29 protein-coding genes are annotated in these 25,123 nt (G+C 67.7%); 23 read left to right on the top strand and 6 right to left on the bottom strand.

The features are described from left to right. Window positions 1-117 precede the first annotated feature (117 nt). A complete protein-coding gene (locus J2851_RS19595) occupies window positions 118-1,008 on the top strand; it encodes an adenylate/guanylate cyclase domain-containing protein (RefSeq protein ID WP_209768186.1) in 891 nt (296 codons plus the stop codon). A 129-nt stretch (window positions 1,009-1,137) separates the two neighbouring features. Here the strand turns inward: J2851_RS19595 and J2851_RS19590 are convergent, their stop codons facing one another. Further along, window positions 1,138-1,761: a methyltransferase family protein gene (locus J2851_RS19590; RefSeq protein ID WP_209768184.1), complete on the bottom strand. Its 624-nt coding sequence runs from the start codon at window positions 1,759-1,761 to the stop codon at window positions 1,138-1,140. A 315-nt stretch (window positions 1,762-2,076) separates the two neighbouring features. Between J2851_RS19590 and nifB the strand changes: the two genes are divergently transcribed. The 11 genes from nifB to J2851_RS19535 all read left to right on the top strand — a co-directional run bounded on the left by nifB (window position 2,077) and on the right by J2851_RS19535 (window position 10,009). Further along, entirely contained in the window at window positions 2,077-3,636 is a 1,560-nt protein-coding gene (nifB, locus tag J2851_RS19585) for a nitrogenase cofactor biosynthesis protein NifB (RefSeq protein ID WP_209768182.1), read from the top strand. Between the two features lie 67 nt (window positions 3,637-3,703). Then, window positions 3,704-3,895 (top strand): 4Fe-4S dicluster domain-containing protein, encoded by a 192-nt coding sequence (locus J2851_RS19580; RefSeq protein ID WP_209768180.1) that lies wholly within the window; start codon window positions 3,704-3,706, stop codon window positions 3,893-3,895. 177 nt (window positions 3,896-4,072) lie between these two features. Then, window positions 4,073-4,600 carry a hypothetical protein gene (locus J2851_RS19575; RefSeq protein WP_209768179.1) on the top strand — a complete coding sequence of 176 codons (528 nt, stop codon included), beginning with the start codon at window positions 4,073-4,075 and terminating at the stop codon, window positions 4,598-4,600. Continuing rightward, a complete protein-coding gene (locus J2851_RS19570) occupies window positions 4,597-5,370 on the top strand; it encodes a 4Fe4S-binding leucine-rich repeat protein (RefSeq protein ID WP_209768178.1) in 774 nt (257 codons plus the stop codon). The genes J2851_RS19575 and J2851_RS19570 overlap by 4 nt, the downstream gene beginning before the upstream one ends. Before the next feature lie 37 nt (window positions 5,371-5,407). Further along, the gene (locus J2851_RS19565; protein WP_209768177.1) at window positions 5,408-5,704 is read left to right on the top strand and encodes a nitrogen fixation protein NifZ; all 297 of its coding nucleotides are present in this window, start codon (window positions 5,408-5,410) and stop codon (window positions 5,702-5,704) included. A 56-nt stretch (window positions 5,705-5,760) separates the two neighbouring features. Beyond that, window positions 5,761-6,072, top strand: coding sequence for a nitrogen fixation protein NifZ (locus J2851_RS19560; RefSeq protein ID WP_209768176.1), 312 nt, complete (start codon window positions 5,761-5,763; stop codon window positions 6,070-6,072). Further along, entirely contained in the window at window positions 6,069-7,253 is a 1,185-nt protein-coding gene (locus J2851_RS19555; RefSeq protein ID WP_209768175.1) for a cysteine desulfurase family protein, read from the top strand. Before J2851_RS19560 ends, J2851_RS19555 begins: the two co-directional genes overlap by 4 nt. A 62-nt stretch (window positions 7,254-7,315) precedes the next feature. After that, the gene (nifT, locus tag J2851_RS19550) at window positions 7,316-7,525 is read left to right on the top strand and encodes a putative nitrogen fixation protein NifT (protein ID WP_209768174.1); all 210 of its coding nucleotides are present in this window, start codon (window positions 7,316-7,318) and stop codon (window positions 7,523-7,525) included. A 5-nt stretch (window positions 7,526-7,530) separates the two neighbouring features. Further along, on the top strand, window positions 7,531-7,815 hold the full coding sequence (locus J2851_RS19545; protein WP_209768172.1) for a hypothetical protein: 285 nt from the start codon (window positions 7,531-7,533) through the stop codon (window positions 7,813-7,815). Beyond that, window positions 7,816-9,003 carry a DegT/DnrJ/EryC1/StrS family aminotransferase gene (locus J2851_RS19540; protein WP_209768170.1) on the top strand — a complete coding sequence of 396 codons (1,188 nt, stop codon included), beginning with the start codon at window positions 7,816-7,818 and terminating at the stop codon, window positions 9,001-9,003. A gap of 142 nt (window positions 9,004-9,145) precedes the next feature. Continuing rightward, window positions 9,146-10,009 (top strand): SIR2 family protein, encoded by an 864-nt coding sequence (locus J2851_RS19535; RefSeq protein ID WP_209768169.1) that lies wholly within the window; start codon window positions 9,146-9,148, stop codon window positions 10,007-10,009. A gap of 21 nt (window positions 10,010-10,030) precedes the next feature. Here J2851_RS19535 and J2851_RS19530 read toward each other — a convergent pair whose 3' ends face one another. The 5 genes from J2851_RS19530 to J2851_RS19510 form a co-directional block, all read right to left on the bottom strand. Further along, entirely contained in the window at window positions 10,031-10,651 is a 621-nt protein-coding gene (locus J2851_RS19530) for an FMN-dependent NADH-azoreductase (protein WP_209768337.1), read from the bottom strand. 163 nt (window positions 10,652-10,814) lie between these two features. Further along, the gene (locus J2851_RS19525; RefSeq protein ID WP_209768168.1) at window positions 10,815-11,582 is read right to left on the bottom strand and encodes a class II glutamine amidotransferase; all 768 of its coding nucleotides are present in this window, start codon (window positions 11,580-11,582) and stop codon (window positions 10,815-10,817) included. 81 nt (window positions 11,583-11,663) lie between these two features. Next, the gene (locus tag J2851_RS19520) at window positions 11,664-12,092 is read right to left on the bottom strand and encodes an ArsC/Spx/MgsR family protein (RefSeq protein WP_209768167.1); all 429 of its coding nucleotides are present in this window, start codon (window positions 12,090-12,092) and stop codon (window positions 11,664-11,666) included. 3 nt (window positions 12,093-12,095) lie between these two features. Further along, entirely contained in the window at window positions 12,096-12,989 is an 894-nt protein-coding gene (gene draG / locus J2851_RS19515) for an ADP-ribosyl-[dinitrogen reductase] hydrolase (RefSeq protein ID WP_209768166.1), read from the bottom strand. 28 nt (window positions 12,990-13,017) lie between these two features. Beyond that, the gene (locus J2851_RS19510; RefSeq protein ID WP_209768165.1) at window positions 13,018-13,911 is read right to left on the bottom strand and encodes an NAD(+)--dinitrogen-reductase ADP-D-ribosyltransferase; all 894 of its coding nucleotides are present in this window, start codon (window positions 13,909-13,911) and stop codon (window positions 13,018-13,020) included. A gap of 254 nt (window positions 13,912-14,165) precedes the next feature. Here J2851_RS19510 and J2851_RS19505 point away from each other — a divergent pair, with 254 nt between their 5' ends. The 11 genes from J2851_RS19505 to fdxB all read left to right on the top strand — a co-directional run bounded on the left by J2851_RS19505 (window position 14,166) and on the right by fdxB (window position 25,121). Continuing rightward, the gene (locus J2851_RS19505) at window positions 14,166-15,503 is read left to right on the top strand and encodes a hypothetical protein (RefSeq protein WP_246500783.1); all 1,338 of its coding nucleotides are present in this window, start codon (window positions 14,166-14,168) and stop codon (window positions 15,501-15,503) included. Window positions 15,504-15,868: 365 nt separating this feature from the next. Continuing rightward, window positions 15,869-16,756 carry a nitrogenase iron protein gene (gene nifH / locus J2851_RS19500; protein ID WP_209768162.1) on the top strand — a complete coding sequence of 296 codons (888 nt, stop codon included), beginning with the start codon at window positions 15,869-15,871 and terminating at the stop codon, window positions 16,754-16,756. A gap of 142 nt (window positions 16,757-16,898) precedes the next feature. Beyond that, window positions 16,899-18,338, top strand: coding sequence for a nitrogenase molybdenum-iron protein alpha chain (gene nifD, locus J2851_RS19495; RefSeq protein WP_209768160.1), 1,440 nt, complete (start codon window positions 16,899-16,901; stop codon window positions 18,336-18,338). 31 nt (window positions 18,339-18,369) lie between these two features. Continuing rightward, a complete protein-coding gene (gene nifK / locus J2851_RS19490; RefSeq protein ID WP_209768158.1) occupies window positions 18,370-19,929 on the top strand; it encodes a nitrogenase molybdenum-iron protein subunit beta in 1,560 nt (519 codons plus the stop codon). Window positions 19,930-20,119: 190 nt separating this feature from the next. After that, window positions 20,120-20,650, top strand: coding sequence for an RrF2 family transcriptional regulator (locus tag J2851_RS19485; protein ID WP_209768156.1), 531 nt, complete (start codon window positions 20,120-20,122; stop codon window positions 20,648-20,650). A 173-nt stretch (window positions 20,651-20,823) separates the two neighbouring features. Continuing rightward, entirely contained in the window at window positions 20,824-22,200 is a 1,377-nt protein-coding gene (nifE, locus tag J2851_RS19480; protein ID WP_209768152.1) for a nitrogenase iron-molybdenum cofactor biosynthesis protein NifE, read from the top strand. 3 nt (window positions 22,201-22,203) lie between these two features. Beyond that, complete coding sequence (gene nifN, locus J2851_RS19475; RefSeq protein WP_209768150.1) at window positions 22,204-23,613, top strand: nitrogenase iron-molybdenum cofactor biosynthesis protein NifN; 1,410 nt, start codon at window positions 22,204-22,206, stop codon at window positions 23,611-23,613. Between the two features lie 47 nt (window positions 23,614-23,660). Continuing rightward, window positions 23,661-24,077, top strand: coding sequence for a nitrogen fixation protein NifX (gene nifX / locus J2851_RS19470; protein ID WP_209768148.1), 417 nt, complete (start codon window positions 23,661-23,663; stop codon window positions 24,075-24,077). 4 nt (window positions 24,078-24,081) lie between these two features. After that, window positions 24,082-24,555, top strand: coding sequence for a NifX-associated nitrogen fixation protein (locus tag J2851_RS19465; RefSeq protein WP_209768146.1), 474 nt, complete (start codon window positions 24,082-24,084; stop codon window positions 24,553-24,555). A gap of 10 nt (window positions 24,556-24,565) precedes the next feature. Beyond that, on the top strand, window positions 24,566-24,769 hold the full coding sequence (locus J2851_RS19460; RefSeq protein WP_209768143.1) for a CCE_0567 family metalloprotein: 204 nt from the start codon (window positions 24,566-24,568) through the stop codon (window positions 24,767-24,769). Between the two features lie 58 nt (window positions 24,770-24,827). Further along, a complete protein-coding gene (gene fdxB / locus J2851_RS19455; protein WP_209768142.1) occupies window positions 24,828-25,121 on the top strand; it encodes a ferredoxin III, nif-specific in 294 nt (97 codons plus the stop codon). Window positions 25,122-25,123: the final 2 nt, after the last annotated feature.

Here is a 25,123-nt window from a genome sequence, read left to right as displayed (position 1 = left end):
TTTGTCCGCGGGTTGCTGTGACGCCTATGGCTGGTTGTGCTATGAAGGGGGAATACCGGCTGCACGCTGTACGGCCGGCCCTACCCCGCAACATCCAGGTCCGGGCCTTTGCACGAGATGGAAAAGCCCCTCGCGCTCCTGTTTGTGGACATCGTCGACAGCACCCAGCTGTACGAGCGCATCGGCAACGTGCCGGCCGCCACGCTGGCCCAGCGGGTCCTGGCGCACCTGCGCCTGATCATCGAGGCCAACGCCGGCCGGGTGATCAAGAGCCTGGGCGACGGGCTGCTGGCCGCCTTCCCCACCGCGGACGACGCCGCCGTCTCCACCCTGGCGATGATGGAGCAGCAGGGGGGCTACGGCCTGCGCCTGCGCGTCGGCCTTCATTTCGGCCCGGTGATCCAGGGACGGGAGGATCTGTACGGGGACGCCTGCAACGTCGCCGCCCGCGTGGAGGCCATCGCCCGCGCCGGCGAGGTCCTGGCCACCGACACCTTCGTCCAGCGCCTGTCCCCGCCGCTCCACCGCAAGGCCAAGCTGCTGAACAGCATTTCGGTGAAGGGCAAGGCGACGCCGATCCGCGTCTTCCAGATCCGCCTGACGGACGAGGCGGAGGAAACGATCGAGAGCACCACGGTCGGGCTGACCGTGTCGAACCGGCCCGACGAGCGCGGGATGCTGACCCTGCACCTGGACTACCGCGGCGCCACCGTGACGATGAATTGCCTGCTGCCGCGGGTGACCGTCGGGCGGGAGGAGACCAGCGGCCTGCGCATCCTGTCGCGCCAGACCTCGCGCCAGCACGCGGTGATCGACTTCAGCCGCGAGAGCTTCATCCTGACCGACCATTCGACCAACGGCACCTTCATCCGCACCGGCGATTCACTGCCGGTGGTGCTGCGCCGCGATTCGACGAAGCTGGTCGGCAGCGGCCTGATCGGCTTCGGCGCCGAACCGCGCACCCCCGGCGAGGACCACGTCGTCGCCTTCCGTGGCGAGCTGACCTGAGATCCTCCGTAGGTTGGGTGGAGCGCCAGCGCAACCCAACACACGTCTCCATGGCGGCGATGTCGGGTTGCGGCTGCGCCTCCACCCGACCTACGGTGTCTCTACGGTGTCTCTACGGTGTCCGGCCCATCACACCCAGCGGCGGACGCGGCGGCGGTAGTCCTCGTAATGGGGGCCGTGCAGGTTGCCCAGATGCTCCTCCTCCAGCCGCACCTGCACCGCCATGCCGACAAGGCCGGCGGCCATGATGGCCAGGGTGGGCGCGGTCGGCGACACCAGGAACAGGGCGATGAAATAGGCGCCGACCCCGGCGAAGATGGGGTTGCGCGAATAGCGGAACAGGCCGGAGGTGACGAGGTCGGTCGGCCGTTCCCGGTCGACGCCGATGCGCCAGGACAGGCCCATGGAGCGCTGCCCGGCCACCATCGCCAGCACGCCGGCGGCCATCATGGCCAGCGCCACCATCTGAAGGACACCCCCCGCCGCCTCGGTCACGGCCGCCACGGCGTCGATCCGGCCGACCGCCGCGTCCAGGCTGCGCCACCAGATCGCCCGCGCCACGACATAGAGCCCGGTCAGCCCGACCATCACCCGGAACATCCGCAGCAGGAAGGCGTGCGCCCCGTCCCCCGTCTCGAAGGCCATCGCGTCCACGCCGGTGTTCCGGCGCAGCCAGCGCAGCCGCCACAGGGTGGTGGCGACGAAGCCGGCAAGACACAGCAGCGGAAACCAGCGGAGAAACGCCTCGGGCATGAAGGGACCTGCGGCCTGCAAGACAGAGTTGCCACACCATGGACAAGCACATCCCATTTTACAATCGCTGAAACGTCACACCGGCAATTGCGGGAGTGGCAAACATATGCAGGTATGATTGCGCGAGGCCGCGGCCCGGCCCCGGCGTGTCGATTCCCCGACACCACCCCGCCATTGTCGCAATGCCGACACAGGGCATCGACCTGACAAACCGGCCCAACCCGTTGTTTTTCCTGCAATTCCTGAACTGGCCCCGAAATTGCTGTTTCCGGTCCGAGCACCGGCGCCGGCGGCGCGGCAGGGAAGGAGTGAACGATGGGCAACGTGATTTCGCTCGACAGCATCCTGGGCCTGGGTGAGCTGAAGGCCCCCGCGGACACGCCAGCGCCCGCCGCGGCGTCCGGCTGTGCGTCGTCGTCCTGCGGGTCGTCGGACGGGCCGGCCGACATGGATCCGGCGGTGTGGGAGAAGGTGAAGAACCATCCCTGCTACTCGGAAGAGGCGCACCATTACTTCGCCCGCATGCATGTGGCGGTGGCCCCGGCCTGCAACATCCAGTGCAACTACTGCAACCGCAAGTACGACTGCTCGAACGAGAGCCGTCCGGGCGTGGTGTCCGAGAAGCTGACGCCCGAGCAGGCGATCCGCAAGATCATGGCGGTGTCCGCCGAAATCCCGCAGCTCTCCGTCATCGGCATCGCCGGCCCCGGCGACAGCCTGGCCGCCGGCGGCAAGAACACCTTCAAGACGTTCGAGATGCTGCAGAAGAAGGCGCCGGACCTGAAGCTGTGCCTGTCCACCAACGGCCTGGCCCTGCCCGACCATGTGGACACCATCGCCCAGTACAACATCGACCACGTCACCATCACCATCAACATGGTCGATCCGGAGGTCGGGCAGCACATCTACCCGTGGATCTTCCACGACCACAAGCGCTGGACCGGGCTGGACGCCGCCAAGATCCTGCACGAGCGCCAGATGCTCGGGCTGGAGATGCTGACGTCGCGCGGCATCCTGGTGAAGGTGAACTCCGTCATGATCCCGGGGATCAACGACGAGCACCTGATGGACGTGAACAAGGCGGTCAAGGCGCGCGGCGCCTTCCTGCACAACATCATGCCGCTGATCTCCGACCCGGCGCACGGCACCCACTTCGGCCTGACCGGCCAGCGCGGCCCCACCGCGCAGGAGCTGAAGGTCCTCCAGGACCAGTGCGAGGGCGGCGCGAAGCTGATGCGCCACTGCCGCCAGTGCCGCGCCGACGCCGTCGGCCTGCTGGGCGAGGACCGCGGGTCGGAGTTCACCATCGACCGCATCGACGCGATGGAGGAGATCGACTACGACCGCGAGGCCGCGCGCACCTACCGCGAGCATGTCGAGGCGGAGCGCGCCGAGCGCCACGCCTCCAAGGCCGCCGCGCAGGCGGACGTGGCGGAGACGGTCGGCACCGCGGTCGATCCCATCCTGATCGCCGTCGCCACCAAGGGCGGCGAGCGCATCAACGAACACTTCGGCCACGCCAAGGAATTCCAGATCTACGAGGTCGGCCCGAAGGGCGCCAAGTTCGTCGGCCACCGCCGCGTCGACCAGTATTGCGAGGGCGGCTCCGGCGACGAGGACGCGCTGGACACCGTGCTGTCCGCCATCAACGATTGCACCGCGGTGTTCGTGGCGAAGGTCGGCGGCTGCCCGTCGAAGAAGCTGCAAGCCGCGGGCATCGAGCCGGTGGACCGCTTCGCCTTCGAGTACATCGAGGAGTCGGCATTGACCTACTTCAAGGACTATGCCGAGCGCCTGGGCCAAGGTGCGGTCAACGCGCGTGCCGGCCAGGACGCGGTCATCCGCACGGGCGCCTTCACCGCCAAGCGCGCCTGACGCAACCGAACACGGATTTCAACCGGCGGCCCACCGCAACTGCCGCCTTCCACCCGAGGAGAGAGTGATGGCTTACAAGATCAAGGCTTCCGACTGCACCGCCTGCGGCGCCTGCGAGGCTGAGTGCCCGAACAACGCGATCAGTTTCAAGAAGGGCGCCTACGCCATCGACCCGGCCACCTGCACCGAGTGCAAGGGCCAGTTCTCCAGCCCGCAGTGCGCCTCGGTCTGCCCGGCCGACTGCTGCGTCCCGGCCTGATCGACGTAGCGGCCGCGGGTTCCCCTCTCCCGTCCCGGGAGAGGGTGGCCGCGAAGCGGCCGGGTGAGGGTAGCGCCGAGAATCAGCGCATTCTCCGCGCCCAGCCCTCACCCTCCCGCCTTCGGCGGGTCCCTCCCTCTCCCAGGGCGGGAGAGGGTGTCCGAGGAGCGAAGCGCCATGCTGGACGAGGTGGACGAAGGCTGGCTCAACCGCCGTTACTACGGCGGCGACCTGCCGCCCGAGGCGGAGCGGCTCCTGCACCTTGCCGCCGCCAGCTACGGCGACGGCGACGCCGCGCGCGGCTACCTCGCCCAGGCCGCGGCCATCGCGCCGGGCCACCGGCTGGTCGATCTCGGCCATTACAAGTTCCACTTCTACAAGGCGAACCTGGACGAGGCGCTGGGCTACGGCGAGCGGATGCTCGGCCACGCCATGGCGGCCATCGGCCTGAACCACACGGACTGGCGCATCGTCGGTCCGGACCACGCCGACTTCACCGGGCTGGACCCGGCCCCACGGCTCTTCCTGTTCGCGCTGACCGCCGTCGGCTACCTGCTGCTGCGCCTCGGCCGCATCGCCGAAGGGCGCGACGTTCTCACCAAGGTCACGGAACTGGACCCCAAGGACAAGATGGGGGCCGCGCGCCTGCTGGCCGTCGCCGACCTCCATGACGCCGACGGGTACGGGCGGGAGGACGACGAATGAGCGATGACCTCGACAAGGCGCTGGACTGGCTCGGCCGCCCAATCGCCTGCAGCGATTGCCCCCACCAGGACCGGCTGGCCGACGGGCGCTGCGAGCCGCTGCGCGCCTGCGTCCACGACCGCTACGCCAAGCGCGTCGAGCGCTTCTTCCAATGGAACGGCGATCTGGCGGGCGAGCATCTCGACCATCCCTATTTCGAGGTCCGCGCCAACGCCGCGCGCGTGGCGCCGATTTTCCTGCTGCCGCGCCTGACCGAGGATCCGGACGAGACCGTCCGCGCCGTCGCTGCGCGCCGCCTGCCCCGCCGCCTTCTGCTGAAGCTGCGCGACGACCCCGACCGCGAGGTGCGCATCGCCGTGGCCGTGCGGCTGGAGGACGCCGACCTCGCCCCGCTGATGCGCGATCCCGACTATTCCGTGCGGCTGCGCGTCGCCCGGCGCGTGCCGGACGGCATGCTGCCGGCGATGATGCACGACGAGGACCCGGAGGTCCGGCTGGAGGTGGCCCGCCGCATCGGCCTGGAATGGCTGATGAGCATGGCCTGGGACGACAGCAGCCGAGTCCGCCTGGAGGTCGTCAAGCGCCTGCCGCCGGAGAAGCTGGGCGCCCTGGTCAAGGACCCGGACTGGTGCGTGCGCTTCGTCGTCGCCAGCCGCGTCGCCCCCGACGATCTGGAGCCGCTGACCCACGACCCGGTGGAGGAGGTCCGCTCCGTGGCGCGGCAGCGCTGGGCCGGCCAAGCCGCCGCCAACGACCTTATCCCCGACTGACGCCGCCGACTGACGAAAAAATACCGAGGAGCATCGAATGCGCGAACGCGCCCGCGACCCGAACGAACCCATCGAGCTGGAAAGCCGCCCGGTCTTCGAGGAGGGCCAGAAGGTCCGCGCGCTGCGGGACGTGCGCAACGACGGCACCTACCCCGGCCGGCCGATGGGCGACTTCCTGATCCGCACCGGCGACGTCGGCTACGTGAAGTCGGTCGGCACGTACTTGCAGATGTATTACATCTACGCGATCGACTTTTACGAGAAACGCATCATCGTCGGCATGCGCGCCAAGGAATTGGAACTGGTCGACGCCCACACCAACGATCCCCAGTGACCCCATTCCCCCTGAACCCAGTCCCTTTGAACACGGCCCAACACGAGGAGCAGGCGATGAGCGACACCGTCACGGAAGCGAAGAAGCCCGGCTTCATCCCGCCGCGCGAACCGCTCTACGAGTGGGGCATGCGCGTCTCGACGACGGAGGACCTGTTCAACGACGGCAGCCACCCGCACGCCGCCGAAGGCGCGCTGCTGGTGCCCAAGGGCACGCCCGGCACCATCGTCCGCATCGGCCACGCGGAGGGCACGACCATCCCCGTCTACCTCGTGGAGTTCCCGGCGGGCGTCGTGGTCGGCTGCCTGGAGGAGGAGATCCTGCCGGCCGACGGCAAGCGCCGCGGCGTCCCCGGTGTCATGGAATGACGGTCTACCTGGACAACAACGCGACGACCCCCCTGGCGCCGGAGGTGCGGGAGGCCATGCTGCCGCACCTGTTCGGGCAGTTCGGCAACCCGTCCAGCCCGCACGCCGCCGGCATGGCCGCCAAACAGGCGGTCGGCGAGGCCCGCGGGCGGGTCGCCGCCCTGATCGGCGCCCGCAGCGCCGAGATACTGTTCACCGCCAGCGCGACGGAGGCGAACCACACCGCCCTGCTCGGCGTGCTGCGCGCGCTGGCGGACCAGGACTCCGATCGACGGCACCTCGTGACGACGGCGGTCGAGCACCCCTCCACCCTGATGCTGGCCCGCGACCTGGCCCGCGACTTTGAGCGCCAGGGCTGGCGCGTCACCGTCCTGCCGGTGGACGCGGCCGGCACCATCGACCTGGACGCGCTCGCCGCCGCTGTCACCGACGAGACGGCGTTGGTTTCCGTCATGTGGGCGAACAACGAGACGGGCGCGGTGATGCCGGTGGCCGCCGCCGCCGCGATCGCGAAGGCGCGCGGCGCGCTGTTCCACACCGACGCGGTGCAGGCCGCCGGGCGGCTGCCGGTCGGCGTCGACGCGGCGGGGGCCGACCTGCTGACCCTGTCCGCCCACAAGATGCACGGCCCCAAGGGCGTCGGCGCCCTCTACATCCGCAAGGGCACGCCCTTCGCCCCGCTGATCCACGGCCACCAGGAGCGCAACCGGCGCGGCGGGACGGAGAACGTGCCGGCCATCGTCGGCTTCGGCGTCGCCGCCGACCTCGCCCGCGCCGCCGTCCTGGACACCAGCGGCATCGCCGCCCTGCGCGACCGTCTGGAGCAGGGCATCCTGGCCCGCTGGCCGGGCGCCGGCGTGAACGGCGCCCCGATAAATGGAATGGGCGCCGCCGCGCGCCTGCCCAACACCAGCAACATCCGCTTCGCCGACGCCCAGGGGCGCCCGGTGGAGGCGGAGGAGCTTCTGATGCGCCTCGACAGGGCCGGCATCGCCGTGTCCATGGGGGCCGCCTGCGCGTCCGGCGGGCAGGAGCCCAGCCACGTGCTGACCGCCATGGGCCTGACCGCGGCGGAGGCCGCGGCGAGCCTGCGCTTCTCGCTCAGCCGCTACACCACGCAGGACGACGTGGACGCGGTGCTCACCGAACTGCCGGCCCTGCACGCAAGGCTGGCGGCCTAAATCCGACAAAAGCTGACACAACAATAACGCTCAACGACACAACTGACGAAGCGGAGACTGACATGAAGGTGATGGTGCGCAAGGCGGGCGAGCAGTACACGATCTATGTCGCCAAGAAGGACCTGGAAGAGGCCATCGTCGAGATGGAGAAGCCGGGCCTGTGGGGCGGCTGGGTCAAGGTCGCCAACGGCTGGACGCTCGACCTGCCGGACCTGCCGGCGGACACCCGCCTGCCCATCACCGTCGAGGCCAAGAAGCGCGGCGCGGAGTGACGGCCATGGCGATCACCCCGGACCGGATCGACGCCATCGCCGCGCTCGCCGGCGGCCTGTTCGCCAAGGGCACTTCGCTGGACGCCGTGGTGCGGGCGGTGCGGGAGGCGAACCCGGACCTGTCCAACGTCACCGGGGCCCACGCCGCGGTGATGGCGGAGGAGCCCTTCCGGGAAGAGCCCGGCTTCAACCTCTACCTGGTCGACGGCAACAACCATTGCTGGCTGATCACCGACAAGCCGGACAGCGCGACCGGCGTCGTGATCGCCCAAAGCGATGAGGACGACTGAATGAGCGACATTGAGGACGATATCGAGGATGGCGGAGAACTTTCCGACTACATCCCGCTGGTCGATCCCGACATCTCGGAGGTCGAGGTGGAGGTGCTGGGCCGCGTCCTCACCTCCGGCGGGCTCAGCGACGGGCGCATGACCCAGGCCTTCGAGGACGCCTTCGCGTCCTACGTCGGCCGCGCCCACGCGGTCGCGGTGTCCAGCGGCACGCTGGGCACGCTGCTGGTGATGAAGGCGCTGGGCATCGGGCCGGGGGACGAGGTGATCTGCTCCCCCTACGGCTGGCATCAGGTGCAGCACGCGGTCACGCTGGCCGGCGGCACGCCGGTCTTCGCGGACATTGACTACTGGCAGCACACGCTCAACCCGGAAAAGGCCGCGGCGAAGATCACGCCGCAGACCAAGGCCATCCTGGCCGGCAACGTCAACGGCCACCCTGCCCATTGGGACGAGCTGACCCGGCTGGCCAAGGACAAGGGCCTGTTCCTGATCGAGGATTCGACGGAGGCGATCGGCTCCACCTACAAGGGCCGGCTGGTCGGCAGCTTCGGCGACTGCTCCGTCTTCGACTTCTCCGAGCCCGGCGTCCTGCTGGCCGGCGAGGGCGGGATGATCGTCACCGACGACAAGGACCTCGCCCACCGCCTGCGCTACCTGCGCCGGCGCGAGGTGGAGCACCGCAACACGGTGGTCATCACCCGCAACGTCCCCTACCAGGCGGGCATGAGCAACCTGAACGCCGCGCTCGGCCTCGTGCAGTTGAAGCGCCTGCCGGAGATCCTGGAGAAACGCCGCCGCGTCGTCGCCTTCTACGAGGCGGCCATGGCGTCCTTCGAGGGCATCAAGCCGCCCTACAAGGGGCCGGGCGCCAGCGACGTGCACCCCATGGTCTACACCGTGCACCTGGGCACGCGCTTCACCGCCAGCGGGCGCAAGGCAATCCTGGAGGATCTGGACACCCACGACATCGACGCGTCCGACTACGGCCAGGCGCTCTACAGCCAGCAATATTACCAGGAGCGCGGCGCCAGCCGGGCCGACTGCCCGGTCTGCCAGAAGACGGTGGACCGCGTCCTCGCCCTGCCGCTGCACCACAAGGTGACCCAGGACCAGGTGGCCTTCATCGTGGACACGCTGAAGGACGCCACCGTCAACACGGGCGCCGGGGCGGCGATTTATTTGTGAAACCGGGGTGCCCCTCTGCCCCCTCCCTAACCCTCCCCCGCTTTGCGGTGGAGGGGACTTGGGGAAGGGCGGCGGCAGTCCCCTCTCCCGCGAAGCGGGGGAGGGTTAGGGAGGGGGCAAGCGCAATCAGAACGGGGTTAGCATGACCGACACCACCCTTCTCGACAGCACCGACGCCATCATCGCCGACATCGCCGCCGCGCTGAAGACCCGCCAGGTGGTGCCCTACCTCGGGCCGGGCGCCTACGCGCTGCTGCCGGAATCCGAATGCCCCATCCCGCGCAACTCGCTGGAGTTGGCGCAGCGGCTGAACGCCAAGGTCGCGGCCCCCGGCCGCATCCGCAGCCAGCTGACCGCCGTCGCGCAGTTCATCGAATCGCGGCGCCACCGCAAGACGCTGGACGCGATCCTCAACGAGATCTTCAAGCGCGCCGTGCCGCCCACGCCGGTGCACGAATGGCTGGCCACCCTGCCCGCCCCGCCGATGATCGTCGACGTCTGGTACGACAACGCGCTGGAAACGCTGCTGGCCGGAGCACCCCGTTCCTGGGGGCAGATCCAAGGCATCTCCCACCCGCAGGGCGCCGGCGAATGGGTGAAATACTACGGCCCCGACGGGACCGAGGTCACCGCCGAGGCCGCCGCGGGCTGGGAAACCATCCTCTACAAGCCGTCGGGCAGTGCCACGCCGGCCGGCAATTACCTGATCTCCGACAGCGACTTCGTCGAGATCCTGACGGAGATCGACATCCAGACGCCGATCCCCGCCGTCGTGCAGGACCGCCGGGCGGGCCGGAACTTCCTCTATCTCGGCTGCCGCTTCGACCAGGAAATCCAGCGCACCTTCGGCCGGCAGATCGCCAAGCGGTCGTCGGACAAGCACTGGGCGGTCATCGAGGGCGAGCTGTCCAAGAACGAGGCCCGTTTCCTGGAGCTGCACAACATCACCCGCCTCGACCTGCCCCTGGGCGAGGCGATCCAGCGGATCGGCGCGGCGGTGGGCTGACCCCACCGCCGACCGGGAACCTTACGCGGCGACGGTCAGCGCCTCGATCTCGCGCTGGGCGGCGTCCAGGGCCTTGGCGCGGGCCTCCGGGCCCATGCCGATGCCCTCGGCGCGGATCACCGTCACGTCGGTGACGCCCAGGAAGCCCAGGACCGTGCGCAGGTAGGACTCCTGGTGGTCCAGGCCGGCCAGCGCCGGGTTGGTCGAATAGACGCCGCCGCGGGCCGACGCGATGATCACCTTCTTGCCGCCGGCGAGGCCGACCGGGCCGGTCTCGGTGTAGCGGAAGGTGCGGCCGGCCTGCGCGATGCGGTCGATCCAGGCCTTCAGCTGGGTCGGGACGGTGAAGTTGTACATCGGCGCGCCGATCACCACGACGTCGGCGGCCAGGAACTCGTCCACCAGCGCGTCGGTCAGGTCCAGCTCCGCCTTCTGGCGGGCGTTCAGGCCTTCCAGGTTGCGGAACTTCACGACCTGCATCAGTTCGCCGGTCACGTGGTCCGGCGTCGCGACGGCCAGGTCGCGGCGCACCACCTCGACACCGGCTTCGGCGCCGCGGAAGGCCTCGACGATGGAGGCGGTCAGCTGGCGGGTGACGGAGGCGTCGCCCAGCGGGCTGGAATCGATGTGCAGAAGCTTCATGATCAGGTCCATGGTCGTTGGAAGCGGAGCCGCCATCGGATCGTCTGTCCGGGGGGGCCTTCATCGCTTCGTGATGTCTCGACCTGGACCATACGCCCGTCGCGCCAATCGATTGAGAGCCGTCTCCGCCAATCACTGTTTCACCGCGGCGAACAATCGGCGGTCAGCGGACCTGGATGCCTCCACGGAACACGACCATTTCGCCCGCCTTCATGACCGTCCAGTTCTCGTCGCGGGTCAGGGGGCGGGTCGCCACGACGGTGACGACGTCCTTGGGCGTGGTCTCCTTCGCGAAGTCCACGCTCATGTCCTCGTCGATCAGGGTCGCCGGCCCGAAGGGGGCCTTGCGGGTCAGCCAGGCGAGGTTGGTGGCGCAGTGGCACCACAGATGCCGCCCGTCGCTGAGCAGCATGTTGAACACGCCGAGTTGGCCGAGGTCGGACGCGAGATCCCGCACCAGCCGCATCAGCGCCGCCGGGTTCTTCGGCGGGGCCGGGTAATGCATGCGGATCTGGTCGAGCAGCCAGCAGAAGGCGTGCTCGCTGTCGGTCGAGCCGACCGGCTCGTAGAAGGTCAGCGTGCGGTCCTTGATGCCCTTCAGCTGGCCGTTGTGGGCGAAGGCCCAGACCCGTCCCCACAGCTCCCGCGTGAAGGGGTGCGTGTTCTCCAGCGCCACCTTGCCGCGGTTGGCGCGGCGGATGTGGGAGATGACCGAGCAGGACTTGATGGAATAGCTGCTGACCAGCCGCGCGATCTCCGACTCGCAGCTCGGCGCCGGGTCGTGGAAGGTGCGGCAGCCCTTGCCCTCGTAGAAGGCGATGCCCCAGCCGTCGCGGTGCGGACCCGTCTGCCCACCGCGGCGCATCAGGCCGCGAAAGCTGAAGCAGATGTCCGTGGGCACGTTGGCGCTCATGCCCAGCAGTTCGCACATGGGTCGGCTCCCCTTCCCGGAAATGCAGTGTCAGGTTTTCGACACGTCGGGGGCAAACCTACGACAACCGGCAGGGTTCCGTCATCCTTTTGCAGGCGCAGGACAGGGCGGCATGTCAGGACGCGCGCAGCCCTCCAGCTTGCCCTCCGGCGCAGCGGCGCCCAGCCCGATCCAGGCGTCCACCCGCTCCGCCTCGAAGCCGCAGTCGCGGCGGTCGCCCACCTGCATCAGCGGGCGGCGGATCAGCAGCGGCGTCTTGATCATCAGGGCCAGCGCGGCTGCCTCGTCCAGCGCGTCCGGATCGACCTCCCCGTTCTTCACGGCGGGGGCCGAACGGTTGAACCACTCCGCAACCGGCCGGTCGCCGAAGAAGGGGCGCAAAGTCGCGGCCGTCCAGGGCTCGGACAAAAGGTCGCGGGCCTGGACGGTGTGCCCGGCCTCGGCCAGCAGTTTCTTCTGGCGCGCGTTGCCGGCGCAGCCGGGTTTCTCGAAGAAAATGACGTCTGCCATGGATCACCCCTTGCGGAGCGCCGGGGCGCGGGCGAGCAGCCCGTCCACCTGGGCGCAGATTTCGTCGTAGACCTTGCGGTCGAGCTTGCGCAGCCAGCGCGGCGGGATGGTCTCCACCCCATAGGTCGCGCCGGCCAGCATGCCGGCGATGGCGCCGGTGGTGTCGGCGTCGCCGCCCTGGTTCACCGTCTCGACGATGCAGGACTCCACCGAATCGGTCTGGAAATAGTAGTGCAGCACCGTCTGCATCGTATCGACGATGAAGGCGGTCGACAGCCCGCGGTAGGGCTGGAACTTGAACTGCCGGTGCTTCTCGACGAGCTTGTTGCTTTCGTCGCGCACGTCGCGCACGCCGCCGCCCATCACCAGCCGCCGCACCATGTGGCCCAGCGCCAGCGTCGCGGAGTCCGACAGGGCGTTGCAGTGGGTGATGTGCGCCTGCTCCAGCGTCCAGCGCTCGTAGGCCTCGTCGTCGCCCAGGGTCGCCAGCGCCACCGGCAGGTTGCGCATCGCCGCCCCGTTGCCGCCGTGATACTCGTTCTCCGGCTCCGACAGGGTGCCGTGCATGATGAAGCGGCGGATGCCGCGCCGCGTCGTGTCCCCGACATCGACCGGAATGCCCTTCAGCCAGACGACGAACTCCTCCGCCGCCCGCTTGGCGTCCCACTCCGGGCCGGACAGGATGGCGCGGCCGAGGTGCAGCGACATCTCCGTGTCGTCGGTCACGGCCCCGGCGGGCAGCTTCAGCCAGCCGCCGCCCTTGATGTGCTTGTGCACGCCGTACTGGTGGGCGATCTCGCCCTTTGTCAGGAACTCGACGGTGGCGCCCAGAGCGTCGCCGCAGGCAAGCCCGAGGTAGGCGCCCAGCGCGCGCGAGCGTATGGAATGTTGGGTCATGGGCCGGATTCAGTCCCGCGATCGGTTGTCAGAGAAGCGACACCCCCACCCTGTAGTCCCCGCCGACCACCAAATATTCCCCCTCGCCCTTGAAAGGATAGCGCGGCAGAATGTCGCGGAAGAACACGACCTTGGTGAGCGGCACCCAGGTTTCCAGGATGTAGTCGCCGAACTGGCCGGCGATGTCGCGCTCGATGGAAAAGGAGCAGAGGTTGTTGAGACGCAGCACCGCCGTGCGCTTGTCCGGGCGCGCGACGATGTGGTGTTCCTCGAAATTGTTCACGCCACGGTACAGCCGGATGTGGCTGGCGCGCGACGGCATGGGCGCGTCGGGCCAGCCGCGGCGCATCCACCACTGGCAATACTCGTACATCAGGTCGAGCTGCAGGTGGATGTTGTTGTTGTGGAAGCGGGTGGAGAGCTTCTCCTCCCCATAGGTGCGCCAGGCGTCGGACGCGAAGCGCAGGATCGGTTCCTTGTGGTAGGTCGGCAGCAGGCCGAAGCGGCTTTCCACCCAGCCCTTCAGCACCGCGCCTTCCGAATTGTTGCTGTCGAACATCCAGCCCTTCAGCAGGCGCAGGTAGCTGGCGCGGTAGCGCCGCTTGCCGTCGGCCCCCTCGGCACCCGAGAAGTCGGGGTTCAGGCCGAAGGTGAAGGCCATGTAGTGCTGGAAGATGTCGGCCGCGATCAGGCTGCTGGGGCTTTCGTCCAGCGCCTCGAACAGCACGGCGTGCTCGTTCCGGGTGGCGGCGATGCGCAGGCGGCGCGGCGCGTCGTTGAAATCCTCGGTGCACAGAGCCTCGGCCGCGACGTTCAGCAGGTTGGTGCGGTGCGCCCGCAGCGCGAGCGGCGAATCCGCATCGACCAACCGCCCGTTCGCGTCCCGGCTGCCGCCCCCAACGCTTGCCGACCCGTCCGCCATTCGAACCCCAAAGCCTTACTTTTTAAATGGATACTCCGAATGGCCGGTTCCGCCAAGGGGCGGCTTTGACCAAGCGTCCCGGTCGCGGGACGCGCGATATTTCGAAAGTCGAAACAACACGAAAACTGTTTCAAGTATATTCGGAGTTAACCCGCTCATCCGAAAAATATCCGTTTGATCGGATAGCCTCGGCGCACCATAGTTCAACGGGTCAATTCCAAGACACCGCAAGACGAGGCGCCAGGATGTGGCCGATGAAGCGGCAGGACAAGGAGGCGCGCAACCGTGCGGCAGCCCCGGCGCTTGCGCTTCCACCCGCCGCGACACAGGAACGAAGCGTCCACCGCCCCGGCGCTCCGCGGTCGGCGCCGCCTCCTGCCCCCACTCCGTTGCGCGGCGCGCGGGAGGCCCGCGACGCGGTGACGCTGGCCCGCCTGCTGCGCGGCACCATCACGCCGATGCGCGCCGACGAGGTTCTGGCCCTGCTGGAACCGCACCGCCCCCGCCTCGTGCCCAAGCCGCTCAACCCGCTGGCGACCATGATCGGCCAGCCGCAGGGCCGCCTGCTGGAAGCGTTGCTGCGCCCGACCGCGCCGATCGTCCTGGACGTCCTGCTGCCCCGCCTGCGCGACCACCTGATCGACCGTCTGGTGGACGGCAAGAATTCGGACACGGACGAGCTGCCCAGCGCACTGGACGTGGCGGCGGCGATGAAATCCCTGGTCACGCTGCTGCGCGGGGCCGGGCGCGGCGCGATGGTCGCCGTGGTCGCGGCGCTGGAGGCCGACGCGCGCGCCGACGCCGACCGGCTGGTCCGCGCCGCGCCCGACGCGGAGCCCGGCGCCCCCGGCAGCGGCCCCAGCAACACGATCGACGCGCTGGCCCAGGCGCTGCTGCGCTTCGAAACGCGGCGGCTGGTGCTGGAAACACTGGGCTCCACCACCGCGCTGAAGGATATCGTCTACCAGTCGCGCCGGCTGACCCGCTTCGCTCTGCGCCGCGCGACCGACGGCGTGGAGGGCTTCGTCGCCGACCGCGGAATCAAAGCGCTGCACGCCAGCCTCGCCACCCTGGCCTCGGTGGACGGTCTGGTGGTGGTGGTGCTGCGCAACCTGGACGACCAGGAGGAAAGCCGCGAGGAGGCCAGCCCCTTCGTCGAGCCCGCCGACCGCAAGGCGCTGAACGACTATTTGTCCGCCGCGTGGCGGCTTTCCGACACATTGTTCGACCTTGTCGGGAAGGCCGCCAACGGCGGGGAGCTTGGCGACCTGCTGTTCGAGGCCCTGCTGCGCCAGCTGGGCGCGCTGCACCAGTTCTGCACGCGCATCGACCACGCCGGCCGGCCCGCGACGCTCGACACGCTGGAGCAGCGTCTGGTCGACCGCACCAACGCGCTCGCCCGCCTGGCCGGCGAGCGGCTGATCGAGACCATCCTCGCCCGCCCCTGCGACGTCGCCAAGGCGCGCCGCCTGCTCGCCCGCAGCCAGTCGCTGGCCCAGCTCCTCTACGACATGGGCCACGAGGAGGAGCTGGAGGAGCTGGCCCTGCGCCTCGTCGTCGCGCGCGAGGCCCTGGAGCACGGCACGGCCTGACGCCACCACCCCTTAGCTCCGTAGGTCGGGTGGAGCCGCAGGCGCAACCCGACATCGCCACGCCACGCCGATGATGTTGGGTTCCGGCTGCGCCTCCACCCGACCTACGCATTTCGACCCATCCTCATATCCCACTGCGAGAGACCCGACAAAAAGTCGGGTTTTGTCGGGGATTGTCGGGTATGTCACAGGGGCGACAATGGGGACCACAATCGTCCGCAATCTTGTTTTCCCTTTCTTTTCAATGCCTTGAGAAATACCCGCAATCTGGCACGGGGCATGCAAATACAGGGTCGAAGCGGCCGCGGGCTGGCCGCCCCGAAATTACGGACACCCTGTAGACCCAAGCAAAGGAGAAGCCTCCCATGTCTTTGCGCCAGATTGCGTTCTACGGTAAGGGCGGTATCGGCAAGTCGACCACCTCCCAGAACACCCTGGCCGCGCTGGTCGAGCTGGATCAGAAGATCCTGATCGTCGGCTGCGACCCGAAGGCTGACTCGACCCGCCTGATCCTGCACGCCAAGGCCCAGGACACCGTGCTGCACCTGGCCGCCGAAGCCGGCTCGGTCGAGGATCTGGAGCTCGAGGACGTTCTGAAGATCGGCTACAAGGGCATCAAGTGCGTCGAGTCCGGCGGTCCGGAGCCGGGCGTCGGCTGCGCCGGCCGCGGCGTCATCACCTCGATCAACTTCCTGGAAGAGAACGGCGCCTACGACGACGTGGACTACGTGTCCTACGACGTGCTGGGCGACGTGGTCTGCGGCGGCTTCGCGATGCCGATCCGCGAGAACAAGGCCCAGGAAATCTACATCGTCATGTCCGGTGAGATGATGGCGCTCTACGCCGCCAACAACATCGCCAAGGGCATCCTGAAGTACGCCCACAGCGGCGGCGTGCGCCTCGGCGGCCTGATCTGCAACGAGCGCCAGACCGACAAGGAAATCGACCTCGCCTCCGCCCTGGCCGCCCGCCTCGGCACGCAGCTGATCCACTTCGTGCCGCGCGACAACATCGTGCAGCACGCCGAGCTGCGCCGCATGACCGTCATCGAGTACGCGCCGGACAGCCAGCAGGCCCAGGAATACCGCGCCCTGGCCAACAAGGTGCACAACAACAAGGGCAAGGGCACCATCCCGACCCCGATCACCATGGAAGAGCTGGAAGAGATGCTGATGGACTTCGGCATCATGAAGTCGGAAGAGCAGCAGCTCGCCGAGCTGGCCGCCAAGGAAGCCGCCAAGGCCGGCGCCTGATACCTGCGTCCCATCGGGGCAAAGGTCTGAACTGGCCCCCTCCCCAGCCCACCCCCCGCAGGCCGCGTGGGGGTGGGAGAGAGGGGGCTCGGTCCCGCGCTGAAGTGGCGCGGATCATGAGAGCATGCAGGAGACTGGCACCATGAGCCTGTCCGTGAACGAAGGCGTCGACGTCAAGGGTCTCGTCGACAAGGTCCTCGAAGCTTATCCCGAAAAGTCGCGCAAGCGCCGCGCCAAGCACATCAACGTGCTGGAGGCCGAGGCCAAGGATTGCGGCGTCAAGTCGAACATCAAGTCGATCCCCGGCGTGATGACCATCCGCGGTTGCGCCTACGCCGGTTCGAAGGGCGTGGTGTGGGGTCCGATCAAGGACATGATCCACATCTCCCACGGCCCGGTCGGCTGCGGCTACTATTCCTGGTCCGGCCGCCGCAACTACTACGTCGGCGACACCGGCGTGGACAGCTGGGGCACGATGCACTTCACCTCCGACTTCCAGGAGAAGGACATCGTCTTCGGCGGCGACAAGAAGCTGCACAAGGTGATCGAGGAGATCAACGAGCTGTTCCCGCTCGTCAACGGCATCTCCATCCAGTCGGAATGCCCGATCGGCCTGATCGGCGACGACATCGAGGCGGTCGCCCGCGCCAAGTCGGCGGAAATCGGCAAGCCGATCATCCCCGTGCGCTGCGAAGGCTTCCGTGGCGTGTCCCAGTCGCTGGGCCACCACATCGCCAACGACACCATCCGCGACTGGATCTTCGAGAAGACCGAGCCGAAGGAAGGCTTCGTCTCCACCCCGTACGACGTCACCATCATCGGTGACTACAACATCGGTGGCGACGCCTGGGCCAGCCGTATCCTGCTGGAAGAGATCGGCCTGCGCGTGGTTGCCCAGTGGTCGGGCGACGGCACGCTCGCCGAGCTGGAGAACACCCCGAAGGCCAAGGTGAACCTCATCCACTGCTACCGCTCGATGAACTACATCGCGCGCCACATGGAAGAGAAGTTCGGCATTCCTTGGATGGAATACAACTTCTTCGGCCCGTCGCAGATCGCCGAGTCCCTGCGCAAGATCGCCGCTCTCTTCGACGACAAGATCAAGGAGAACGCGGAGAAGGTCATCGCCAAGTACCAGCCGATGGTCGACGCCGTCATTGCCAAGTACAAGCCGCGGCTTGAGGGCAAGAAGGTCATGATCTACGTCGGCGGCCTGCGTCCGCGCCACGTGGTCGACGCCTACCATGACCTGGGCATGGAGATCGTCGGCACGGGTTACGAATTCGCCCACAACGACGACTATCAGCGCACGCCGCACTATGTGAAGGAAGGCACGCTGATCTACGACGACGTCACCGCGTTCGAGCTGGAGAAGTTCGTCGAGGCGATCCGTCCGGACCTCGTCGCGTCGGGCATCAAGGAAAAGTACGTCTTCCAGAAGATGGGCCTGCCCTTCCGCCAGATGCACAGCTGGGATTACTCCGGCCCGTACCACGGCTACGACGGCTTTGCCATCTTCGCCCGCGACATGGACCTGGCGATCAACAACCCCGTCTGGGGCATCATGAAGGCTCCGTTCTGATCACGGCCTCTGGAAGATAGGAGTATTGACGATGTCCCACCCCGTTTCCCAGAGCGCCGACAAGGTTCTCGACCACTTCACGCTGTTCCGCCAGCCGGAATACAAGGAGATGTTCGAGCGCAAGAAGGCGGAGTTCGAGTACGGCCACTCCGACGAGGAGGTCGCCCGGGTTTCCGAGTGGACCAAGTCGGAAGAGTACAAGGAAAAGAACTTCGCCCGTGAGGCGGTCGTCATCAACCCGACGAAGGCCTGCCAGCCGATCGGCGCGATGTTCGCGGCCCAGGGCTTCGAGGGCACCCTGCCCTTCGTCCATGGCTCGCAGGGCTGCGTCGCCTACTACCGCACGCACCTGACCCGCCACTTCAAGGAGCCGAACTCCGCGGTCTCCTCGTCGATGACGGAAGACGCGGCGGTGTTCGGCGGCCTGAACAACATGATCGACGGCCTGGCGAACGCCTACGAGCTGTACAAGCCGAAGATGATCGCCGTGCTGACCACCTGCATGGCCGAAGTCATCGGCGACGACCTGCAGGGCTTCATCCAGAACGCGAAGAACAAGGACAGCGTCCCGCAGGACTTCCCGGTCCCCTTCGCGCACACCCCGGCCTTCGTCGGCAGCCACATCGTCGGCTACGACAACATGATCAAGGGCGTCCTCACGCACTTCTGGGGCACGTCGGAGAACTACGACACCCCGAAGAACGCGTCGATCAACCTGATCCCGGGCTTCGACGGCTATGCGGTCGGCAACAACCGCGAGCTGAAGCGTATCGCCGGCCTGTTCGGCATCGACATGACCATCCTGTCGGACGTGTCGGACAACTTCGACACCCCGATGGACGGCGAGTACCGCATGTATGACGGCGGCACGACGCTGGAGGCCACCAAGGAGGCCGTCCACGCCAAGGCCACCATCTCCATGCAGGAATACTGCACCCCGCAGTCCCTGCAGTTCATCAAGGAGAAGGGCCAGGACGTCGCCAAGTTCAACTACCCGATGGGTGTTGCGGCGACCGACGAGCTTCTCCTGAAGCTGTCGGAGCTGTCGGGCAAGCCGGTCCCGGCCGAGCTGAAGCTGGAGCGCGGCCGCCTGGTCGACGCCATCGGCGACAGCCACACCCACCTGCACGGCAAGCGCTTCGCCGTGTACGGCGACCCGGACTTCTGCCTGGGCATGACCAAGTTCCTGCTGGAGCTGGGCGCCGAGCCGGTGCACATCCTGTCCACCTCCGGCTCGAAGAAGTGGGAGAAGCAGGTTCAGAAGGCCCTGGACGCTTCGCCGTTCGGCAAGTCGGGCAAGGCCTACGGCGGCAAGGACCTCTGGCACCTCCGCTCGCTGATCTTCACCGACAAGGTCGACTACATCATCGGCAACAGCTACGGCAAGTATCTGGAGCGCGACACCAAGGTTCCGCTGATCCGCCTGACCTACCCGATCTTCGACCGCCACCACCACCACCGTTATCCGACCTGGGGCTACCAGGGCGCGCTGAACGTGCTGGTGCGCATCCTGGACCGGATCTTCGAGGACATCGACGCCAACACCAACATCGTTGGCCAGACCGACTACTCGTTCGACCTGATCCGCTGATCGCGGGGTTTTCCCGGATCGCAGGTTCCCGGTTGGGTCGGGGCTTCCATCCCCCCGTCCCAACCGCTTCCCCGGAAAGCCGGAGTCCGCCGCAAGGCAGGCTCCGGCTTTTCGCCTTTGCGCCGGTCAACGCGGACTACTATAGTCTGTGTTGTCGAACCCGCCGCTAGGGCATACCGCACGTCGCGTCATGGCACACATCACCGCAAGCGTCGAATACGCGATCCATTGCCTGCTTTGGCTCGTCTCCTCGGGCGACACGCCGCTCAGCAGCCGCGACCTTGCGGAGTTGCAGGGCGTCTCCCCCTCCTTCCTCGCCAAGATCTTCCCCAAGCTGGAGAAGGCGGGCATCGTCGCGGCCAGCGAAGGGGTGCGCGGCGGCTACCGGCTGGCCAAGCCGGCGGACGCGATCACCTTCCTCGACGTCGTCGACGCCATCGAAGGCGACAAGCCGCTGTTCGATTGCCAGGAAATCCGCGGCCGCTGCGCGGTCTTCGGGGAACGGCCACCGTCCTGGGCGACGTCGGGCGTCTGCGCCGTGCACGCGGTGATGCTGACCGCCGAGAAGGCGATGCGCGAGGCGCTGGCGCAGGAGACGCTGGGCGGCGTCGGCCGGCGCTTCGGCCGGAAGGCGCCGGCCGAGTTCAACGACGCGGTGCGCGCCTGGATGGACGACCGGATCGGCGCCCGCTCCCCCGGCCGGACGCCGCGCGCCCGCTGACACCTAGGCGGACCGCAACGTGTCCGACACCCGACAAAATCCTTCGATTGTCAGCTATCGCACAGCGCGCCCCGACCGGACAATCTTTTCCGATCAAGGCGTTAGACGCTGGCACGAGCCCTGCATATGACCGCTCCACACGCGCCGATGTCGGCCATGGGCAGGAGAAGGTCATGCTCCAGGAAAAGCTCCAGGACGTCTTCAACGAGCCGGGTTGCGCCACCAACCAAGCCAAGTCCGACAAGGAACGGAAGAAGGGCTGCTCCAAGGCCCTGAAGCCGGGTGCGGCGGCCGGCGGCTGCGCCTACGACGGCGCGATGATCGTGCTGCAACCGATTGCCGACGCCGCCCACCTCGTGCACGGGCCGATCGCCTGCCTGGGCAACAGCTGGGACAACCGCGGGACCAAGTCCTCGGGCCCGCAGCTCTACCGCACGGGCTTCACCACCGACCTGTCCGAACTCGACATCGTCCACGGCGGCGAGAAGAAGCTCTACCGCGCCATCCGCGAGGTCGTGCAGCAGTACGATCCGCCGGCCGTCTTCGTCTACCAGACCTGCGTGCCGGCGATGATCGGCGACGACATCGAGGCGGTCTGCAAGTTCGCCGCGAAGAAGCTGGGCAAGCCGGTGATCCCGGTGATGGCGCCGGGCTTCGTCGGGTCGAAGAATCTCGGCAACAAGATGGCCGGCGAGGCGCTGCTCGACCACGTCATCGGCACGGTGGAGCCGGAGGTGACGACCCCGACCGACATCTGCATCGTCGGCGAATACAACCTCGCCGGCGAGCTGTGGCTGGTGAAGCCGCTGCTGGACGAAATCGGCATCCGCATCCTGTCCTGCATCTCCGGCGACGGCCGCTACAACGAGGTGGCCCAGGCGCACCGCGCGCGGCTGACCATGGTGGTCTGCTCCCAGGCGCTGGTGAACATCGGCCGCAAGATGCAGGAGCGCTGGGGCATCCCCTATTTCGAGGGCTCCTTCTACGGCGTGTCGGACATGTCGGACACGCTGCGCACCATGGCCCGCATGCTGGTGGAGCGCGGCGCCGACAAGGCCATCATCGACCGCACCGAGGGCGTCATCGCCCGCGAGGAAAGCCGCGTCTGGCGGCGGCTGGAGCCGTACAAGCCGCGCTTCGACGGCAAGCGCGTCCTGCTGTTCACCGGCGGCGTGAAGAGCTGGTCGATGGTCAGCGCCCTGGAAGGCGCCGGCCTGACGATCGTCGGCACCTCCACCAAGAAGTCCACCAAGGAGGACAAGGAACGCATCAAGAAGATGAAGGGGGAGGAGTTCCACCAGTGGGACGACCTGAAGCCCCGCGACATCTACAAGATGCTGAAGGACAGCGAGGCCGACATCATGATGTCCGGCGGCCGGTCGCAGTTCATCGCGCTGAAGGCCAAGGTTCCATGGCTCGACCTGAACCAGGAACGCCACCACGCCTATGCGGGCTACGACGGCATCGTCAACCTGTGCGAGGAAATCGACAAGACGCTGTCCAACCCGATCTGGCGGCAGGTTCGGCTTGCTGCGCCCTGGGAGGCTTGAGCCATGGGCAACATCCAGCGCTTCCCCCACTCCACCAAGGCGGCCTCCACCAACCCGCTGAAGATGAGCCAGCCGCTGGGCGCGGCACTCGCCTACCTCGGCGTCGACCGCTGCATGCCGCTGTTCCACGGGAGCCAAGGCTGCACCGCCTTCGGGCTGGTCCTGCTGGTCCGCCATTTCCGCGAGGCGATCCCGCTCCAGACCACCGCCATGGACCAGGTGTCCACCATCCTCGGCGGCTACGACAACCTGGAGCAGGCGATCCGCACCATCGCCGAGCGTAACAAGCCCGCCCTGATCGGCGTCGCCACCACCGGCGTCACCGAGACGAAGGGCGAGGACATGGGCGGCCAGTACAACAGCTTCCGCCAGCGCAACCCGATGCTGGCCGACCTGAAGCTGGTCTTCGCCAACACGCCGGACTTCATCGGCGGCTTCGAGGACGGCTTCGCCGCCGCCGTGACCGGCATCGTGGAGGAGGTGGTCGAGCCCGCCGCCGCGACGGTGAAGGGCCAGGTCAACGTGCTGGCCGGCTGCCACCTGTCGCCCGGCGACGTGGAGGAGCTGCGCGACATCATCGAAGGCTTCGGCCTGACGCCGATCTTCCTGCCGGACCTGTCGCTGTCCATGTCCGGCCGCCAGCCGGACGACTTCACCGCCACCTCGCTGGGCGGCGTGACGGTGGAGCAAATCGCCGCCATGGGCGCGTCGGAGGCGACGCTGGTGGTCGGCGAGCACATGAAGGTGGCCGCCGCGGCGCTGGAGCTGAAGACCGACGTCCGCTCCATCTTCTTCGACCGGCTGACCGGGCTGGAGGCATCGGACCGGCTGGTCAAGACCCTGTCGGAGCTGTCCGGTCGCCCGGTGCCGGCGCGGCTGCGCCGCCAGCGGGAGGCGCTGGTGGACGCCATGCTGGACGGGCACTTCTTCTTCAGCCGCAAGCGCATCGCCGTCGCGCTGGAGCCGGACCTGCTCTACGCCGTCACCAGCTTCCTCGCCGATCTGGGCGCGGAGGTGATCGCCGCCGTGTCGCCCACCCAGACCGCGGTTCTGGAAAAGCTGCGCGCCGCCACGGTGATGGTCGGCGACCATTCCGATGTCGAGACTCTGGCGCGCGAGGCCGACCTGATCGTGTCGAACTCGCACGGCCGCATGGGGGCGGCGCGCATCGGCGTGCCGCTGCACCGCATGGGCCTTCCGATGTTCGACCGGCTGGGCGCCGGCCTGAAGGTGTCCGTCGGCTACCGCGGCAGCCGCGAGCTTCTGTGCGAGATCGGCAACCTGTTCCTGTCCCGCGAGATGGACCACGACGAGCATGGGCCGGGGCATGGGCGCGGCGCTGGGCACGGGTCCGGACAGCATGACGAAGGCCATCACTGCGGGGGCGGATCATGCGGATGCAGCGCCGGCTGAGTTTGGTGGACACGGCCGACCCCGGCCGGCCCCGAAAAGGAGGATTCATGAAGGTCGCTTTCTGCACCCAGGACATGCAGCACGTCGATGCGCATTTCGGATGGGCCAAGAACATCGTGGTCTACGAGGTCGACAAGGCCGGCCACCGGATGGTGGAGACCCTGCAGTTCGGCGGCTCGATGTTCGAGGACGGCAACGAGGACAAGCTGCTGCCGAAGCTGGAGGCGCTGTCCGACGTCGCGATCGTCTACCTGTCGGCCATCGGCGCCTCCGCCGCCGCGCGCGTCGTCGCGAAGAAGATCCACCCCGTGAAGGTGGAGGCCACCGAGAGCATCCCCGTCCTGCTCGACCGCCTGGTCGAGACCATCAACGGCAACCCGCCGCCCTGGCTGCGCAAGGCGCTGAACGCCGGCCAGCCCGCCGAGGAACGCTTCGGCGAATTCGCGTTCGACGAGGAGGATTGAGACCATGACGGACACCGCGACCGCCGCCCCCGCCGCCGAGACGGATCTCGCACAAGAGTTCCTGAAGGTCCTGGTCATGCTGTTCCGCGCCGAGGACAGCTACGGCGCCTGGGAAGGCAAGAGCGACGAGCAGCTCCTCGCCCCCTTCATCCTGGACAAGGAGGCCCGCGCCGCCATCCCGATCATGGGCGACCCGGACCCCGATACGCTGTGGCGGCTGGAGCTTTTCTACAAGGCCGTGGGCATCACGGTGGAGAAGCAGACCGGCCTCATCGCCTCCCCCATCATGAAGATGAGCCACGAGGGCTTCGGCCGCATGGTGCTGACCACCGGCCGCCTGGTGGTGGTGTCGAAGCACCTGCGCGACGTGCACCGCTTCGGCTTCCCGTCGGTGGAGAAGCTGGCCGCCGACGGCGCGAAGATCGTCGGCGAGGCGGTCGCGCTGATCCGCAAGTTCCCCGAAGTCGCCGATCTGTGAGGTTTCGGACATGAGCGACATCGACAGCCTGAAGGACGAGGTCAAGAAGCTCAACGCCCGGGCCACGCAGAAGAAGATGGACCTGCACGACCTGTCGGAAGAGCTGCCGCAGAACTGGCAGTCCATCCTCCAGGTCGCCCAGGAAACCTTTGATGCCTACAAGACCCTGACCGAGAAGCGCGCCGAGCTGAAGGCGCTGGAAAAGGCGTCCTGACCACCTTTTCCCAACAACAATCGCCCCAACAACACCCTGATGGCATGAGGAGAAGACGATGGCTGAGTTCGTGACCGGCACCACCCGCGGCGGCGCCGCCTGGACGCCGAAATTCGTGGAAAGCGTCGACCAGAAGCTGTGCATCGGCTGTGGCCGCTGCTTCAAGGTGTGCGGTCGCGACGTGCTGGAACTGATCGGCATCACCGAGGACGGCGACATCGTCGACGCCTTCGACGACGAGGCCGAGAAGAAGGTCATGAGCGTCAAGAACGCCGGCAACTGCATCGGCTGCGAGAGCTGCGGCAAGGTCTGCTCCAAAAGCTGCATCTCCCACCTGCCCCAGGCGGCCTGACG

The sequence above is a fragment of the Azospirillum rugosum genome (assembly GCF_017876155.1).
GTDB classification, from domain to species: Bacteria; Pseudomonadota; Alphaproteobacteria; order Azospirillales; family Azospirillaceae; genus Azospirillum; species Azospirillum rugosum.
This window is presented reverse-complemented; position numbering and strand designations above follow the sequence as displayed.